This window comes from Oceanobacillus sp. AG (assembly GCF_009746545.1).
Classification (GTDB): Bacteria; Bacillota; Bacilli; order Bacillales; family Amphibacillaceae; genus Oceanobacillus; species Oceanobacillus indicireducens.
In genome coordinates, this window is the sequence record NZ_WOWT01000008.1 from 41,680 (window position 1) to 57,970 (window position 16,291).

Consider the following 16,291-nt stretch of genomic DNA (forward strand, 5'->3'; position numbering starts at 1 on the left):
TATACATTATTATTTTAAAATTTAAAATCAATAAAGAAAAGACGGGCAGGAATTACCTGCGCCGTCTTAGATTGAACAATACATATTATTTTATTCCATCGTAGCGAGTATTTCTTCAATCTCAGCCATAATTCTTCCAGCCTCTTCCCAATCTCCACTGGACAATGCTTCTTGGTAATCATCAAATAATGTAGAGAATTGTTCAAGAATCATTTCTGCTCCCTCAAGCGGGATAGATGGCATTGAGTCCTCATCCTCTGGAAGTTCTTCAGAGTCACCGTCATCTGTTGCTGGAGGTGTTCCTGCATCTGGATCCATTAATTCAAAGAGCGATTCCATTGCACGTTCCAGAGTCGTCTCCATGACAATATGATCCTCATAAGCGACGATGATTTGTTTAACTTCCGGCAGAGATGTTTCATTGGACGATTCGATATAAATCGGTTCAACATACATAATCGTGTCCTCTATCGGTATTGCAATCAAGTTTCCGCGAATAACTTCCGAACCACCTTGAGACCATAAGTTCAGCTGTTGAGAAATCGTACTGTCCTGATTAATTCGGTTCTCAATTTGCTGCGGTCCATAAATATTTCGCTGTTTCGGGAAGGTGTAGACGAATAATTCACCGTAATGCTCCCCATCATTCCGAACTCCCATCCAGGCGATCATATTCTGCCTATTTCTAGGAGTGTATGGAACCATAAGAATGAATTCTTCCTCTTCATATTCCGGTAATTTCATCGTAATATAATACGGTTCAATGACAACATCAGAGTCGAAATAATTCTCTGTAGCGAATTGCCAGAAGTCTTCACGGTTATAAAACACTTCTAAGTTCGACATATGGTATGTACCATACATTTCCGACTGTACTTTAAATAATGTTTCCGGGTAACGGAAGTGACGCTGTACATCTTCTGGAATCTCTTCTGTGAAAAGATCAGGGAAAATCGTCTGATATGTCTTCACGAGCGGTTCATCTGGTTCAACAATATAAAAATCAACTTCCCCGGTATATGCATCAACAACAACCTTGACCGAGTTACGGATGTAGTTGCTGTCTCCGCTAAATTGTTCGGAGTAAGGATAGTTCTCAGCGATTAAATAGACATCCATCATCCACGCTAAGCTTCCATCATCTCTAATAAAGATATATGGGTCAGAATCATATTCAAAGAATGGAGCAATCTTTTGAACACGGTCCATAATATTACGGGTCTTCAGTAGTCTACTTTCCGAATCCAATTGATCGGATACCAAGAAGCGGAAGGACCCTTGATCAATGGCAAATAATAATCGATTGAGACCGGTCAACTGAATCCCAGCTTCTTCTTCATAACGGGTGGAAACATTCTCGTCTCCGGATGGATAATCGAATTCATCCACTTTCGTATTAACGATCACGTCGTTATACTCTTCTTCCCCGAAATAAATTTGTGGACGAGTTACATCAATCGTTCCTTCAACAGGAATATTTCTCTGTAAATATTGTGGCTGACCTTGGGACGTAATTTCATTAACATGACTCATCGCAATCCCGTAACCGTGTGTATAACGGAGGTTCCTGTTCACCCATGTTTGGGCTTGTTCTGGTAAATCTTCCGTACTCAATTCACGGGCTCCAATAAACACTTGCTGATAATCACCATCAATTTCATACCGGTCAATATCAATATCATTAAAACGATAATAGGTCCGGAACGTTTGGATTTGATTATAGATATCTAAAAGTGGCCGCGAGTCGTTAATTCGGATGTTGTCAATGGTAAGTGAATTCCTCTCTACCATCGCCTCATCAAGTGAATAATTTCCCGGGTGTTCTTCTTCCTTTATCTCATCTAAATCATAAGCTGCTCGAGTAAATTCCAAGTTACGTTCCAAATACGGTGATTCTCTTTGGAATTCATTTGGTGAAACGACGAAGCTCTGCACAATCATCGATGCACCCTGCCCCACAATCAATACGACGACATAAGCAGCGATTGGTATAATTGCTGATTTAATTCTGCCACGGTATAAGGAAATAATTGTCCATACTGCCGCAATTATTGCAACTCCCGCTAGAATATATGCTTTCGGTATGTTAATAAGTTCATCGGTATAGCTTAAACCATATACGACACTCGTCTGGAATATATTCACCTGGTTTGATAGTAAGGTGTGGTATGGCTGCAGAAAATGAATCGCTGCCACCATCAATCCTACAAGTCCGATTGTAACTCCTATATGGAGCTGGGCCCGTTTACTTAAGCGGTACATATGGAATACAGAATAAGCCCCAATCACAGTTAGAAGAGCTAAGATCGCCAATGTTAAGATTAAATAGACGATAAACTCCAAGAATGGTAAGACGAACATATAGAAAGAAATGTCCATATTAAAATGCGGGTCGGTTATTCCAAATTTTTCATGCTGTAAAAATTTTAGCAGCGGTTCCCATCCAAGTCCTTGGACGACAGAACTTCCTAAAATTCCAACAAAGAAAGACGTACCGACGATAATTAAGCGGCTTAATTTTTTCTCCGCAAGAAATGGCGGTAACTGGCTTTCATGGAAATGATTGATGTAAGAACTGCGAATCCACTGCAATGTAAGGAAAGACGCAATAAAGAAGAGGACGAATCCTACTCCAATCAGTGTCATTTTACTTCCCAGAATAGTGGTAAATACGCTACCGAATCCTAAGTTATCAAGCCATATATAGTCGGTAATCCAATTAAATGTAAGTAAAAATAGAAGTCCTACCACTAACAAGATTCCAAATATCCAGCCGAAAAACTTCCCCATTTTCTTCATTTTTGCCATTTGTTCCGGCGTTAATGTACGTGGTTGTTTATCCAATGTAACCCTCCCTCTCTTATTTATCTTTATCATTTCTAATGATAACAGAAAGTAAGCTAAGGCGCTCTTTACAGCTCTTGATAAGTACTTTCTGCTCCCCTGTTTATACGAATTTGAAGAGCAAAATGTTTCATTTTTCATAAAGAAAAAAACTAGTTCAGAAACTAGGTGGCAGCAGTCTCTAAACTAGGCATCTATTGGTTGATTTTCTTTTTTACGGACGAACTTTTCAAGTTTATCAAGTTCAGCAAATAATTCGATAAGACTGTTTGCTACTGGGAAGACGTATGTCCATTTGTCAAAACCAGAACCTTGCAGCTCTTCAATCAAATTATTGATTGTCAGCCGCATCGCATTTTTCGTTTCCCGTTGCAGGTCACGATCGAGGACAATTTTATTTTGATATAGTAAAAAGATGTTCTCGCTGTAGTTTGTTATCTCATTGATTAATTTTTTAATGACATGACTTTTCCCACTGCTCATCGCTTCAATTTCTTCTATATTTTTCTCCAGTTGGGTAATGAGTGTATATTGTTTCTCCAAAACACGAATCATATGTTTATAGATGACAATACTCCGCAGAAAATGAATCTTGTTCCGGATAAATAGGCGGCTGCGTTCCTCGACAAGGATATCAAAATAGTCCTTGATTTTCGTTATCTTTTTTTCAATTTCCCTGTCTTCCGTTTTAAGGGTTGGAACACTCATCGTTTTATTTGGTATCACGCGTAGTAAAAATAGTGTCTGATCAACCGCATCTTGAATCCGGTTAAAGAGTAACTTTTGGTGATTAGGTGGGAAGACAAGTGCATTTACAATAAAAGCAGATACGACCCCGATCACAACAAGGGATACCCGGTTAATAATAAAGGGGACATTTATTCCATCAGCACTTTGCAGCATAATTGTGATAATCGTTAACACGGTTAAACTGACGGTCTTATTTAAGCCCAGGCGAACGTTAATCGCAATAGATATGATAACTACCGCTCCAACTGATAGAGGGTGGTTACCAAGCAGAAAGATCCCGATTAAAGAAAAGATAACAGCTACGGAGTTCGCGATTACTACTTCTTTAAAGTACGTGAAGGATCGCATGATGGATGGTTGCATTGCTAAGACTGCAGCAATAGCCGCTACTAATTCGAGTTCTAATTGTAGCATACTTGTAATAACAAGGGTTAATATTACTGCGATACCAGTCTTCAACATTCGCGGGCCTATATTAAATTCCATTTCTACACCTCTATATTCATTGCAATTATAATTGCATCGACATACACCATCTTATTATAATTTCTTCCTACCACTTCCGCAACTACATTTATTGCTAAACTGTAAAAGAAGCTTAGGATTCAGAAGCTGCTGCCTTTAAACTATATGCCTAGAAGAGCTTGCTCATCACTTTCATCCAGCGTAAGTGAGTGCAAAATTCCATCTGGAGGTCCGCAGTCCAGACACCTCTCGCTTTCCGCAGGCGGCTGGTGAGCCTCCTCGGGCTGGCGCCCTGCGGGGTCTCACCTATGCCTTTCGACGAACAGGAAGTTCTAATGCCGGCGTTGGTCACAGGACGTGACCGTTCTTAGACGGCCTCCTGCAGGAGTCTCGAGGTGTCTGGACTGCTCCGAGGGAAAGCCTAACTTGGTACACTATTTTTCATTTAGAATTAAATAGCTTATTACAATGCGATAGTTTCCATTAATAATAACGTTCTCTACTAGTTCAGTTGCCCGGCGGACGGTGACTCCTACGGGAAAAGCACGTGTCCAGACCTGAGCAGGAAGCGGTTTTCTTCCGAGGCAGACTAAGAACGCTCTCGTATGTGGCAACGTCTGACATTAACGTCCTGTGCGTCGAGGCTGAGGCAGTGCCGTGCCCGTGGAAAGCATCCGTCCGCCGGGCAACTGAACGGTAATCAGAACGCAAAAAAACTGAAAGAGCAAAACACGTACGCTGGATGAAAGTGGGAGTTCCTAAGGTTGGGAAGAATGATGGTATATCATTTTAGTACAAAGGCTGTTTCGCTGTGGCCTTGTTTGGTTTTTTTGACTTCCAGGATGGCTGGGAAGATTTCTTTAAGCTCTTTGACATGGGAAATCACACCGATCATGCGACCTGACTCCATGAGATCAACGAGGGTGTCGACGGCTTTCGCGAGAGCATCTTCATCAAGCGAACCGAATCCTTCGTCGATAAACATCGTATCAATCGCAATACTCCCCTGGAAACTCTGAATCACGTCAGACATCCCTAAAGCAAGGGATAAAGCTGCATTGAATTTCTCCCCACCGGACAATGTTTTTACATCTCTCGTTACCCCGGTATGGTTATCATATACATCAAGCGCAAGTCCGCTCTGTTTACCATGCGTCTCTTGTCTGTCACTTCTCGTTAAATAATACTGGTTATTGGAGAGCTTCTGTAACCTATCGTTGGCAGAATGAATGATTTGCTCCAAATATTCCATTTGTAAAAAGCGTTCAAAAGAAATTTTCTTATTGTTTTGTCCGCGCAGCATATCATGTACATCGGAAACAGCGGAAACAAGCTGTTCCTTCTTCACTAATGCCTCTTCTGCTTCCAGAATCTCTTCCTTTCGCGTGAGCGCACGATTTTGATAGTCACGAGCTTCATTAAGCTGTTTGAACGTCTCTTCGTATTGTTTCTCCAGTTCATCCAGCTCTTGCTTCAATGCATCTAAATCCTTTGGTTCTTTTCCTTTTAAGCTTGCCGTCAGCTCTTTCGTTTGCTTAGAAAGAATGGCCAGTTGCTGCTTGAATTCCGTCAATTCCTGTTTCAACAGCCGTTGTTCTTCGCTCGATAACTTGGCTTTGAAATACGCATCTTCTGATTCAAATCCCGCTTCTGTTAACTTCTCGCGGAACGCTTTACTTGCCTCTTCCACTTTTAATGTAATTTTTTTAAATTGCTTTTCTGTATGCAACGTATGCGTTTCGCTCTTTGTATATGCCTCTTTCTTTGTTTCGAGCAACTTTTGGGCAGAATCCCACGCTTTTTCAAGTTGATCTTTTTTATCTTGGGTCATTTTAATTTGGTTTTTCAATACTTTTAAATCCGTTAATGATTCCGGGATATCTCGAAGTCTATCTTCAAGGAGTGCCGACTCCGTCTTATACTGCTCACGCAATGTGTAATGCTTGTCTTTCAGTTGATTATAGAGCGGCTCTAGTTCCTGTTTGATTCGGACATATTTCTCTTCTTCCTCTTTTTTTTCTTTTCTTTTCTTTCTAACTACATTATATTCTTCCACTTGAATGCGTACTTGTTTACCAGTGGCAACGAGCTGTTCATAAAAGGTATTGATCTCTTCCCCAGCTGTTAGCTCCGTTACTTCCTCTAATATTTCATTCTGTTGAGTTTTCTTTGCCTCAAGTTGAATGCGAATTTGATGATACGCTTTTTCTTTCTCTTCAAAATTGCTTTTCGCAAGCTGAAGTTCCTCTGTTGTCACCGTTTGTTCAGCACTAGCTGCAATTTGTGGATGTTCTAAACTTCCACATACCGGACACGGTTCGCCGTCTTGAAGATGTCCTGCCAACACGAGCGCTTGATTACTAAGCCATAACGTTTCTTTTTCCTGATAGTTTTCCTTCGCTTCATTATATGTGTTGATAATGGCAGTTGCTTTATTCTCTAATTCATTAATCTCCCCAGTTATATTTCTATAGCGCTCAAAAATTCTCACCTGATCCTTCAGTTGCAAATACTCTGCTTGTTTATCACTTAACTTCTCGATACGATCATCAAGGTTGCTAATTTCACGGCGATATTCCTCATATGCTTTTTCAGTTGACACAAGCTGTTTCTCTGTCTCTTCCATCTTTTGTTTTATCTCTTGGCCACGACTTTTAATTTGATTAATTTTTTGTTTCGTTTCTTCAATTCCTTGAACAACAGGTAGAAATTTCTCCAGCTCGTTCAATTCTTTAGCAACTTGATCTCTATCCGTTTTCCTGTTTTCTTCCGCTTTGAAAGTTGCTTCTGCTTCTTGTAATTCTTTTTTCGCTTGCTCTAGTTGATCTTTTGCTTGTTTGAGATTTACACTTGTCGATTGTTCATCTTTCACTGCTTGTTCCCGTTGTTGCTCAAAAAACAGCAGGCTATTTGCCTCTTCAGCAGCTTGTAAACGTGTTTCTTTCTCTTTAAATTCCACTTCCCTTTCGTTTAACGCCTTTAGCTGTTGTTTCTTCTCCTCTAGTTCACGGAAGCGTTCATTGAGGTGTTCGGCTTCATGGTATTCGCTTTGCCGTTTGTTTCTCAGTTCATAGGCTTGCTTGTGTTTCTCTTCTCCACTAGTGACTTGTTCCGCGTAAAAGCTTGCCTCTTCTTCTAATGCTGCAGCAACTTGATTACTATTCGGATACTCCGCTTCCAACAGTTCGCTCATAAACGTATCCGTCCGTAATGGAAGATAAGATGAAATACCTTGAATATAATCATTTCTAATTTGCAGTTGCCGCTCATAATCTATTTTAGCTTGGTCGCGTTTCTCCTTTAATACCTTATTAATTGATTGATAGTTTTCTGTTTTGAAGAGTCTACGTAGAATCGCTTCTTTATTCTCCGTATCTGAGGTGAGGAGCTTTCGGAATTCCCCTTGAGGTAGCATGACGATTTGCTTGAACTGATCTTGTGTTAGCCCAATTAATTGCTCAACCCGCTCATTCACTTCCGAAACGATTTGCCTATCAACACAAGGAACTTCTTCTCCATCCTTCTGTACGAAAAAGAAAATATCATCACCCGTTTTCGACTTGTTTCCTTGCTTCACGTGGCCAAGCTGTCTCCGGATCCGGTAGTGTTTCCCTTTAAGCTCAAACTCCAATTCAACCGCGGTATGAACATCATCTTTTGCAAAATCACTGCGGAGCATTTTTGACTCCCCGCGGTCTTGTCCGCTTGCTGTTCCATAAAGAGCAAAGCAGATCCCGTCAAATATCGTCGTCTTACCAGCCCCGGTATTGCCGGAGATGACGAATATATCATTGCCCTCAAGCTCTTCGAAATCAACAGTTTCCGTATCTTTATAAGGTCCAAATGCTGTCATCGTTAATTTTAATGGCCGCACTTTTTTATCCCCCTTTATTTCTATTATTTATCTTCATTCATAATCGCTTCAAGTGCTTCTTTGAAAATATTCTCTGCCGCGTCACCCGGCGCTTCCCCTTTTACTTCCTCATAAAAGGCACGGAACAATTCTAGTTCTGTCATTTTTCTTCGTTCCTGAATTTGCTCTGAATCATCGGATAAATGGAGGGCGGAGTAATATTTTCGTTCAACATGCATCGCGTTCGGATAAACGGAGCGGATTTTTTCCATTGGGGAAAGCACAGGGGTTTCATCTAGCAATCGGACAAACACATAATCTTCATTTACAGATTCTGCTAAAATGTCTTCTATAAAACCTTCCACCGTATACATATCCCGCCTTGGAGTAAGCAAACGTTTTTCCAACTCAACTTTCCCTTCTCCATCCAGCGTCACGACATAAAAACCCTTCTTATGATGTTCCTCGGATATAGAATATTTCAGTGGGGAACCGGCATAACGGATCGTTTCGTTCGCGACATAATGGGCTTGGTGTAAGTGTCCGAGTGCTGTATAATTAAAATCGTTATAAATCGTAGCATCCACATACTCAGATCCCCCAATAGATAATGGCCGTTCCGATTCACTCGTATTCTCCGCTTCTTCCCCAAACGGTGTAACAAAAGCATGGGCAATAGCAACATTCCGCGTATTCGGTAGGATGGACGCTTTGATTTTCTCGATAATTTTTGCCTGTGCATCATTATGATTACGGATCGAATCGTCTTCATATAAATTACGAATCATGCTTGGATCCGCATAAGGAATTGGATGGAAATATACTTCACCAAATTCATCTTCCAATACAACTGGTTTATAATCTTTTTGTAATCTACCAATCATATGGAATCCATTCTGTTTCATCAAGCGACTGCCGAAATCCAGTCTACTTGGGCTATCATGATTCCCTGCTATCGCAATAACCGGCACATCCAAATCGAGAACGATGTGGTGCAGAACGTCATCAAGCAACTGCACCGCTTCCGTCGGCGGAACGGCTCGGTCATACAGATCACCTGCAATAATCACAGCATCTGGCTGCTCTTCTTCAACAGCTTGCACGAATTGTTTTAATATGTATTCCTGATCTTCTGTCATATAAACACCTTGGACAAGTTTTCCTAAATGCCAATCTGCTGTATGAAAAAATTTCATCTTGTTTCCTCCCACTTTTCTCCTATTATAAGAGGCATTCGTATGGTCCAACCACGAATGCCTCCTACTATAATCGTGAAATAGTAATTTACTTACGAACCCTCAACAAGAATTTCTTTCGTACGGTGTGGTGCTTCAATAAAGAGCAATCCTAACTGGTAATGGTCACTTTCATAGAATGCACTCTGGACAAACCGCATTTCTCCATTATCATCAAGGATTTCCAATTTAAAATAAGCACCCGCCGCCTGAAGCCCTGCATAGAATTCATCTGAACTGTTTATTCGTTTATCATTTATTTTTGTGATAACCTCGCCTACTTGAATATCCAGTCGCTCAGCAGGTGTACCAGGGATAATCCCAAGAATGCGCAAACCTTGCTGTTCTGGTTTGAATAAGGCATTATGTTTTTTGTCCCGTGTACGTAGTCGATACGTTATGAACTCTCTTCCAAAAATAGCAACTACCAATGCAACAGGAGACAGTCCCTTAAAGAAATATCCGACTACAGAAATAATCATAACTACGATGCCAAGCCACAGAATCTGTTTCCCCAGCTGCTTTCCCCTAACAGAAGCGACATTCGCTCGAATACGGTGGGAAAACCCGAGAAGAAAAGGAAAAAGTATGATCCCATAACTCTCTCCACCAATCGGAATGAGCGGCCAATAAGGAGCAAAACTCTCTAACGCCCCACCTGGTACTAGGAAAAACAATGGAATCATCGCCATTTTACTTAAGTGATGCTCGCCAATCCAAATACCCCGTTCACTTTTAACTAAGCGTGGAAATGTCTCTCCGCGCCTCACTCGGCGAACATAAATCGCCTCTACAGCGAGCATGACACCAAGCAAAAATGTGAGACCAATAAAATTATTTTCCGCAAAATAAGCTACGGGAATAACATCCTGTTTCTCCAGCAGTGAAGGTATAAAAAGTAAGACGATATAGGTAAGCCCAACCGTATAACTTGCCGATAATAATGTAAATCGTAAATTCAAAGATAATAGAATCATCATGAAGCTTAGTATAATTAGCGAACCATAGGAAAATACAACTCCCGCTCCTATGAAAATAAGCGATATAAGAATTCCAGTTAAAACCGCCGGTAGCAACGTTCGTCTCCATTCACTGAATAAATCAAAGACTTTCACCCCGAACTGTTCCCTTTCCATCTTAATCCGCTTGTAACCAACTAAAAAGATCAATATAAATATCCAATACAACAATGGATTAAGAAATAACTTTAATATCCCTACCCCAAATTCCTGAAACCATAATTCAACCAAGCAAACCACCCTTTACGTATGGATTCTCCTTATAGTATACCATGAAAAGTGGGACATGGGGTCAGAGCATTTGTCCCAAAAGATTAGAAAACTTGGTTGTAACCATGTCTTACGGTGACAACCTTAGTTGCACTTATGCAGTAAGAAAGGATTTATACTTATCTTTTTGCCAAAAAAAGGCTAGGTTCCCCCAGCCTCTCCTGTCTTACTTATATAGTTCTTCCAATGCCTTTTCTAATTGAACATCGTCTTCACCGGAACGGATACGCTCGATCACTCTTGTATCTATTAACCCAGCTGTTTCTTCATCGACTTCTCCTGTTGCTGAAAGATCATTATCTTTCTGGAATTGTTTTACAGCTTCTTCCGTCTGTTCATTAAAGTAGCCATCCATTCTTCCAGGATCATAGCCGATTCCACCCAGCATGAGCTGTATATTCGCGATGCCGGGATCCGTGTCATCCAACCCAAACGGCTCCTCAATCGAAATCGGATTAGCGTAATAATAATCCGGCTGATCTACGGGTATATTCGGCTCTACCCCTACCTCATTAATCCACTCTCCATTAGGAGATAACCATTTGAATGTCGTTAATTTAATCGAACTGCCATCACCTAGTGGAACTGCTGTCTGAACTGTACCCTTTCCGTAACTTGTCTGACCGACAATATCATAATCAAGTTCTTGTAATGCAACCGCAAGAATTTCAGAAGCAGATGCACTACCCTCATCAATCAACACACTAATTGGATAATCCTTTGTTTCCTTCAAGTCAGAATGAATTGCTTCGATATTTCCATCCGCATCTTCTATTTGAATGAAAGGAAGATCTTCAGGTACAAATAATGCTAACATATCTTCAACTACATTTAATAATCCGCCTGGATTCCCACGAACATCGATAACTAAACCATCCAAACCATTATCTTCCAAATCGCTTAGATGTTCTATAAATTCAGTTGCCGTATTCTCGGAGAAATTAGTAATTTCAATAATTCCTGTTGTTTTTCCATCTATTGTTTCTGTTTCACTATAGACCGTTTCTATCGGAATGGTATCCCGGGCAATGACCACTTCAAAAGGATCACCTGCTGCACGAATAATCTCTAATGTTACTTCTGTTCCTTTTTCTCCACGAATTTTAGCGACAGCTTCATTTAAATTCAGTCCATCGAGGTCTTCCCCATCAACAGTAAGAACTTGATCATTCGGCCGTAAACCAGCTTTCTCTGCAGGTGAATCCTTAATCGGGGAAACAATCGTTACAACGCCATTCACCATACTAACTTCTGCTCCGATTCCCTCAAATGAAGATTCTATCTGCTGATTAAATTCATCCATTGATTCAAGGTTCAAATAGGATGAATGAGGATCTTCCAATGTGGCAAGCATTCCCTCAATTGCACCTTCAACCAATTCATTACCGTCAACTTCTTCAACATAATTTTCTTGAATGAGGGCATATGCTTGCTCAACCTTTTGTAAATCACCGGTAAGTGATTCTGACTTATCACCGTTTAGTTTTTCTTCCAGATTTTCTCGGCTTGCAGTTTGCTGTCCACTATCTTTATCGCCGGCTATTGAAATGCCTGCATAAGCACCAAGAAAACCGAGCAATAGCGCAGCGGCTAATAAAAGAACTATTTGTAATCTGTTTAATTTCATCATTCCACCTCAAATTTCTTCCGTCCGTTATAGAAAAGCATACCATTATATCTCTTTCATGACTATGCACAAGACTTCGCATTGATGAAATTCTTTTACAAGACCATCGCGAAATATAATGACCCAACTTTCTCATCTTTGTATACAGGATGTTCTAACATGAACTGTAAATTGCTTTCATTCAGCGTAAGTGTTTTGCTCGTTCATTTAGTTTAGAACTCTAATCGCCGTTCAGTTGCCCGGTGGACGGACGCTTTCCGCGGGCACAGCCGAAGCCTCCTCGGGCTAACGCCCTGCGGGGTCTCCGGACTCGTGCTATTCCCGCAGGAGTCACCGTCCACCGGGCAACTGAACTGTAGAGAGGATTATTATTAATGGAAAATATCCGACCATGATAGGTGTTCTCTTACTAAAATGAAAAATAGTGTACCAAGTTAGGCTTTCCCTCGGAGCAGTCCAGACACCTTGAGACTCCTGCGGGAGGATAGGCCTGGCGAGACCCCACAGGGCGTTAGCCCGAGGAGGCTTGCCGGCCGCCCGCGGAAAGCGAGAGGTGTCTGGACTGCGAACCTCCGGATGAAAGTTGCACACACTTACGCTGAATGAAAGCGTTGATTGGTTAGGTGTGAAAATTACGTAATGATTATTACTTTAATCAGTATGAAAAAGGTATCGTAACGATCACGATACCTTTTTCTTCTTTATATTATCTTAAAAATGGCATTGGGTCTACTGGATTACCGTATCCGCCAGGATGAACTTCGAAATGGAGGTGAGGACCAGTGGAATTACCTGTATTACCTGTCGCTCCAATTACTTGACCTTGAGTAACAGCTTGTCCAGATGAGACATCTATTCTGCTTAAGTGCGCCATGACCGTTGTATAGCTTTTACCATCTATGTAGTGGGAAATCATGATGACATTTCCAAAGCCACCCATCGTACCGGCTGTACTTACTACTCCGTCCGCCGGAGCAACCAATGGCGTTCCAGTACCTACACCAAAGTCAACTCCTGCATGCAAACGAGAAACATTAAAGATTGGATGGTTTCTCATACCGAATCCTGAAGTAAGGCGACCATTTGCTGGGTAAATAAAGTATCCCCCTCCAGTATTTCCGGAATCAACTTTTGTTTCCGGTGCAGATGCGACTTTATTGCTGTTGTCATTATTATTGTTGTTATTATGTGATTCACGCTCTTGTCTTGCTTGTCTTTCTTGTTCTGCTTTACGGCGCTCAGCTTCTTGACGTTTTCTTTCCGCCTCTTCTTTTGCTAACTGCTCCAATTCTCCGACCTTTTGTTCTGCAAGGGCGATTGCTTGAGCTTGAGCTTTCTCCTCGGCAGCAAGTATCGCATGTTCTTCTTCAATCGTTAGCTTAATTTCTTCCAAGTTTTCTTGTTCTTTTTCAAGCTTAGCCATTAACGTTTTTCTTTCTTTCTTTTGATTGTCCAGTTGGTCTTTTAAAGCAAGAAGCTCTGTCTTTTGAAGCTCTAACTCTTCTTTTTTCGCTACGACAGTGTCTTTTTTCTCTTCCACTTCTTGTTTATGTTCTGCAAGCAACTGTTTATCAGCAGCTTGTTCTTCCATAATTTGTTTATCCTGGTCCATGATTGTATTTACCGCTGATGTACGGCTAATAAAATCTACAAAGCTTTTAGAACCAAAAATGACTTGGATTAATTTAATTTGACCACCGTTCTGTTGAATAGAGCGAAGGCGATCTTTTAATAATGCATCGCGCTTTTCAATCTTGTCTTCCAAAACCTCAATCTCTTTCGTAAGAGTTCCTATCCTCTCGGTTAAGTCGTCGATTTCATCGTTTGTCGCCTTTATCTCGTTCTCTTTCGCGGCAATATTATTCTGTGTTGTCGCAAGTTCATCTTCTATATCCAAAATCTCATTTTCAACTGATTCTTGTTCGCTTAAATTTTCATTGATTTTCGTTTCGGTATCCTGTTTGTCTTTATTCAGGCTATTTTTTTCCTCGGATATTTTAGATTTCTCTTGTTCATGTTCGTTGATCTGTTCTTTCAAGTCATCGATTGACTCTGCAGAAACTGGAGTTCCTGCTGTAACTGCAGTTGATAGTAAAGCTACTGCTGTTATGCTGGATAGGATCGATTTCTTCAATTCATATTCTCCCTTCATAATAATAGCTTCTGGTCATCTCACTATCTCTTAAACTTTCAAGAATTTACGTACACTCATTACACTTCCCCAAACACCGATCGTTGCACCAATGAGCAGGATGCCAAGTGATAAATACCAAGCAAATGGATTAAATTCCAATATCTCTACGAAACTAATATTAATTTGACTTGCGAGATTTTCGGCTATGTAATGGTAACCGAATAATACAACTGCAATCGGAATAATAGAACCTAGTAAACCAAGCAATAATCCTTCCACAAAAAATGGCCAACGAATAAATCCATTAGTAGCACCAACAAGCTTTTGAATGGAAATTTCAGTACTTCTTGCAATGATGGTGATTTTTATAGTGTTGGAAATGAGAAATACTGCGGTGAGTACTAATGCAGCAATCAACACAAGCCCGACGATTCGTGCGTAATTGTTAAACTCAAACAATTTATCTACAATATCCTGACCAAATGTTACATCATAGACATGGTCAAGTTCTTTTATTTCTTCGGCAATTCCTTCTGTCTCCTGCGGGGTTTCCGCTTTGACAACGTAGGCGTGATTTAACGGATTATCTTGTTCAAATAATTCCCAGGCCCTTCCTTCCTCTCCTAAGCTATTAGTCAAACTTTCTAGTTCTTCGTCATTAGAAGAGAAGTAGACATTTTCAACGCCATCCAGCTGTCTGAGTTGATCTCCTAAGGCAATGACGTCATCATCTTCTGTTGTTAAATCAACAAGCACTTTAATTTCAACATCTGATTCGATATTTTTCGCAAATTCATTAAGGTTGAGGACGATCGCTAGGAATACACCGACGAGAATCAACGTTGTCGTTACGGCTCCGATGGAAGCAACGGTCATCCAACCATTCCGGAAAATGTTCTTCGTTCCCTCTCTCAGGTGGCGTAAAAATGTTCTAAACTTCATAGCCGTATTCACCTCGTTGTTCATCTCTTACAATTACACCGTCTTCAATCGCGATTACTCGCTTTTTAAATGTGTTTACAATTTCCTTACTGTGGGTAGCCATAATTAAAGTAGTTCCTTTATCATTAATTTCTTCAAATGTCTTCATAATTCCCCAGGATGTTTCTGGATCCAGGTTTCCTGTCGGTTCATCTGCAATAACAATACGCGGGCGATTTACAATGGCACGCGCAATCGAAACACGCTGCTGCTCCCCACCGGAAAGCTCTGCGGGGAGAAACCGTGCTTTATTCTTCAAACCAACTTCTTCTAAAACTTCCATAACTCTTGTCCGGATTCCTTTTGGTGTTTCTTCAATAACTTCAAGTGCATAGGCAACATTTTCATAGACTGTTAATCTCGGTAAAAGCTTAAAGTCTTGGAAAACAACACCTATTTCCCTTCTTAAGTAAGGGACTTTTCTTTCTTTCAATTTACTTAAATCAACTTCATTTATAATGATGTTTCCTTTAGTCGGTTTCTCTTCCCGATAAATAAGCTTAATAAAAGTAGATTTTCCAGCTCCACTATGGCCTACAATATATACAAATTCACCTTGTTTGATATCAACATTAATTCCGTTTAGAGCAGCGACTCCATTCGGATATGTTTTATACACATCTTCCATCAAAATCATTTATGTATCACCTTTTATTTATTTCAAATTATTTTTGTTAGTAGTTAACCTTTATAGATTCCTTAGCTATTATAACATCAATAAGTGCATTTTTTAGACATAAAATTATTACATTTATGTTTCAAGCATGCCATTTCATGTAATGTTCCTGGTAAAGTTAGGATATTTTGTCGAAAAGAACGCGTGACAATGAGTCGATGTGATATTACAGAGGCGTAATAAAGTGAAACTTCATTCAGTGGGGGTTCCTTACCTCCCCATGAATGTTAGTTGAACAGAATCAGGGATTTACGGACTGTTATATCCCCACCCTCACATCTTGGGTTTCCCTCATGTTTAGAAGTGGGGTATTACAGACCGTTAATACGTGATAAAGTGAAACTTCATTCAGTGGGGTTTCCTTACCTCCCCACTGAATGTTAGTTGAACAGAATCAGGGATTTACGGACTGTTATATCCCCACCTTCACATCTTGG

General features: G+C 40.5%; 9 protein-coding genes. All 9 read right to left on the bottom strand.

Annotated features, from left to right (window positions below; translation table 11 throughout):
• Window positions 1-90 precede the first annotated feature (90 nt).
• A complete protein-coding gene (locus tag GN217_RS05140; RefSeq protein WP_370459721.1) occupies window positions 91-2,844 on the bottom strand; it encodes a UPF0182 family membrane protein in 2,754 nt (917 codons plus the stop codon).
• Between the two features lie 186 nt (window positions 2,845-3,030).
• A complete protein-coding gene (locus GN217_RS05145) occupies window positions 3,031-4,080 on the bottom strand; it encodes an FUSC family protein (RefSeq protein ID WP_156855591.1) in 1,050 nt (349 codons plus the stop codon).
• Window positions 4,081-4,843: 763 nt separating this feature from the next.
• Entirely contained in the window at window positions 4,844-7,933 is a 3,090-nt protein-coding gene (locus GN217_RS05150; RefSeq protein WP_156855592.1) for an AAA family ATPase, read from the bottom strand.
• A gap of 23 nt (window positions 7,934-7,956) precedes the next feature.
• The gene (locus GN217_RS05155; RefSeq protein WP_156855593.1) at window positions 7,957-9,108 is read right to left on the bottom strand and encodes an exonuclease SbcCD subunit D; all 1,152 of its coding nucleotides are present in this window, start codon (window positions 9,106-9,108) and stop codon (window positions 7,957-7,959) included.
• Window positions 9,109-9,200: 92 nt separating this feature from the next.
• On the bottom strand, window positions 9,201-10,397 hold the full coding sequence (locus GN217_RS05160) for a PDZ domain-containing protein (RefSeq protein ID WP_156855594.1): 1,197 nt from the start codon (window positions 10,395-10,397) through the stop codon (window positions 9,201-9,203).
• A 205-nt stretch (window positions 10,398-10,602) separates the two neighbouring features.
• The gene (locus tag GN217_RS05165; protein ID WP_156855670.1) at window positions 10,603-12,063 is read right to left on the bottom strand and encodes a S41 family peptidase; all 1,461 of its coding nucleotides are present in this window, start codon (window positions 12,061-12,063) and stop codon (window positions 10,603-10,605) included.
• Between the two features lie 706 nt (window positions 12,064-12,769).
• Complete coding sequence (locus GN217_RS05170; protein WP_156855595.1) at window positions 12,770-14,197, bottom strand: murein hydrolase activator EnvC family protein; 1,428 nt, start codon at window positions 14,195-14,197, stop codon at window positions 12,770-12,772.
• A gap of 48 nt (window positions 14,198-14,245) precedes the next feature.
• The gene (ftsX, locus tag GN217_RS05175) at window positions 14,246-15,139 is read right to left on the bottom strand and encodes a permease-like cell division protein FtsX (RefSeq protein WP_156855596.1); all 894 of its coding nucleotides are present in this window, start codon (window positions 15,137-15,139) and stop codon (window positions 14,246-14,248) included.
• Window positions 15,129-15,815, bottom strand: coding sequence for a cell division ATP-binding protein FtsE (gene ftsE, locus GN217_RS05180; RefSeq protein ID WP_156855597.1), 687 nt, complete (start codon window positions 15,813-15,815; stop codon window positions 15,129-15,131). The genes ftsX and ftsE overlap by 11 nt, the downstream gene beginning before the upstream one ends.
• Window positions 15,816-16,291: the final 476 nt, after the last annotated feature.

Bases quoted from the DNA above. Each gene is read 5' to 3' on its own strand.
- GN217_RS05145 (WP_156855591.1), bottom strand. From the start codon at position 4,080: ATGGAATTTAATATAGGCCCGCGAATGTTGAAGACTGGTATCGCAGTA.
- GN217_RS05155 (WP_156855593.1), bottom strand. From the start codon at position 9,108: ATGAAATTTTTTCATACAGCAGATTGGCATTTAGGAAAACTTGTCCAA.
- GN217_RS05165 (WP_156855670.1), bottom strand. From the start codon at position 12,063: ATGAAATTAAACAGATTACAAATAGTTCTTTTATTAGCCGCTGCGCTA.
- ftsX (WP_156855596.1), bottom strand. From the start codon at position 15,139: ATGAAGTTTAGAACATTTTTACGCCACCTGAGAGAGGGAACGAAGAAC.
- ftsE (WP_156855597.1), bottom strand. From the start codon at position 15,815: ATGATTTTGATGGAAGATGTGTATAAAACATATCCGAATGGAGTCGCT.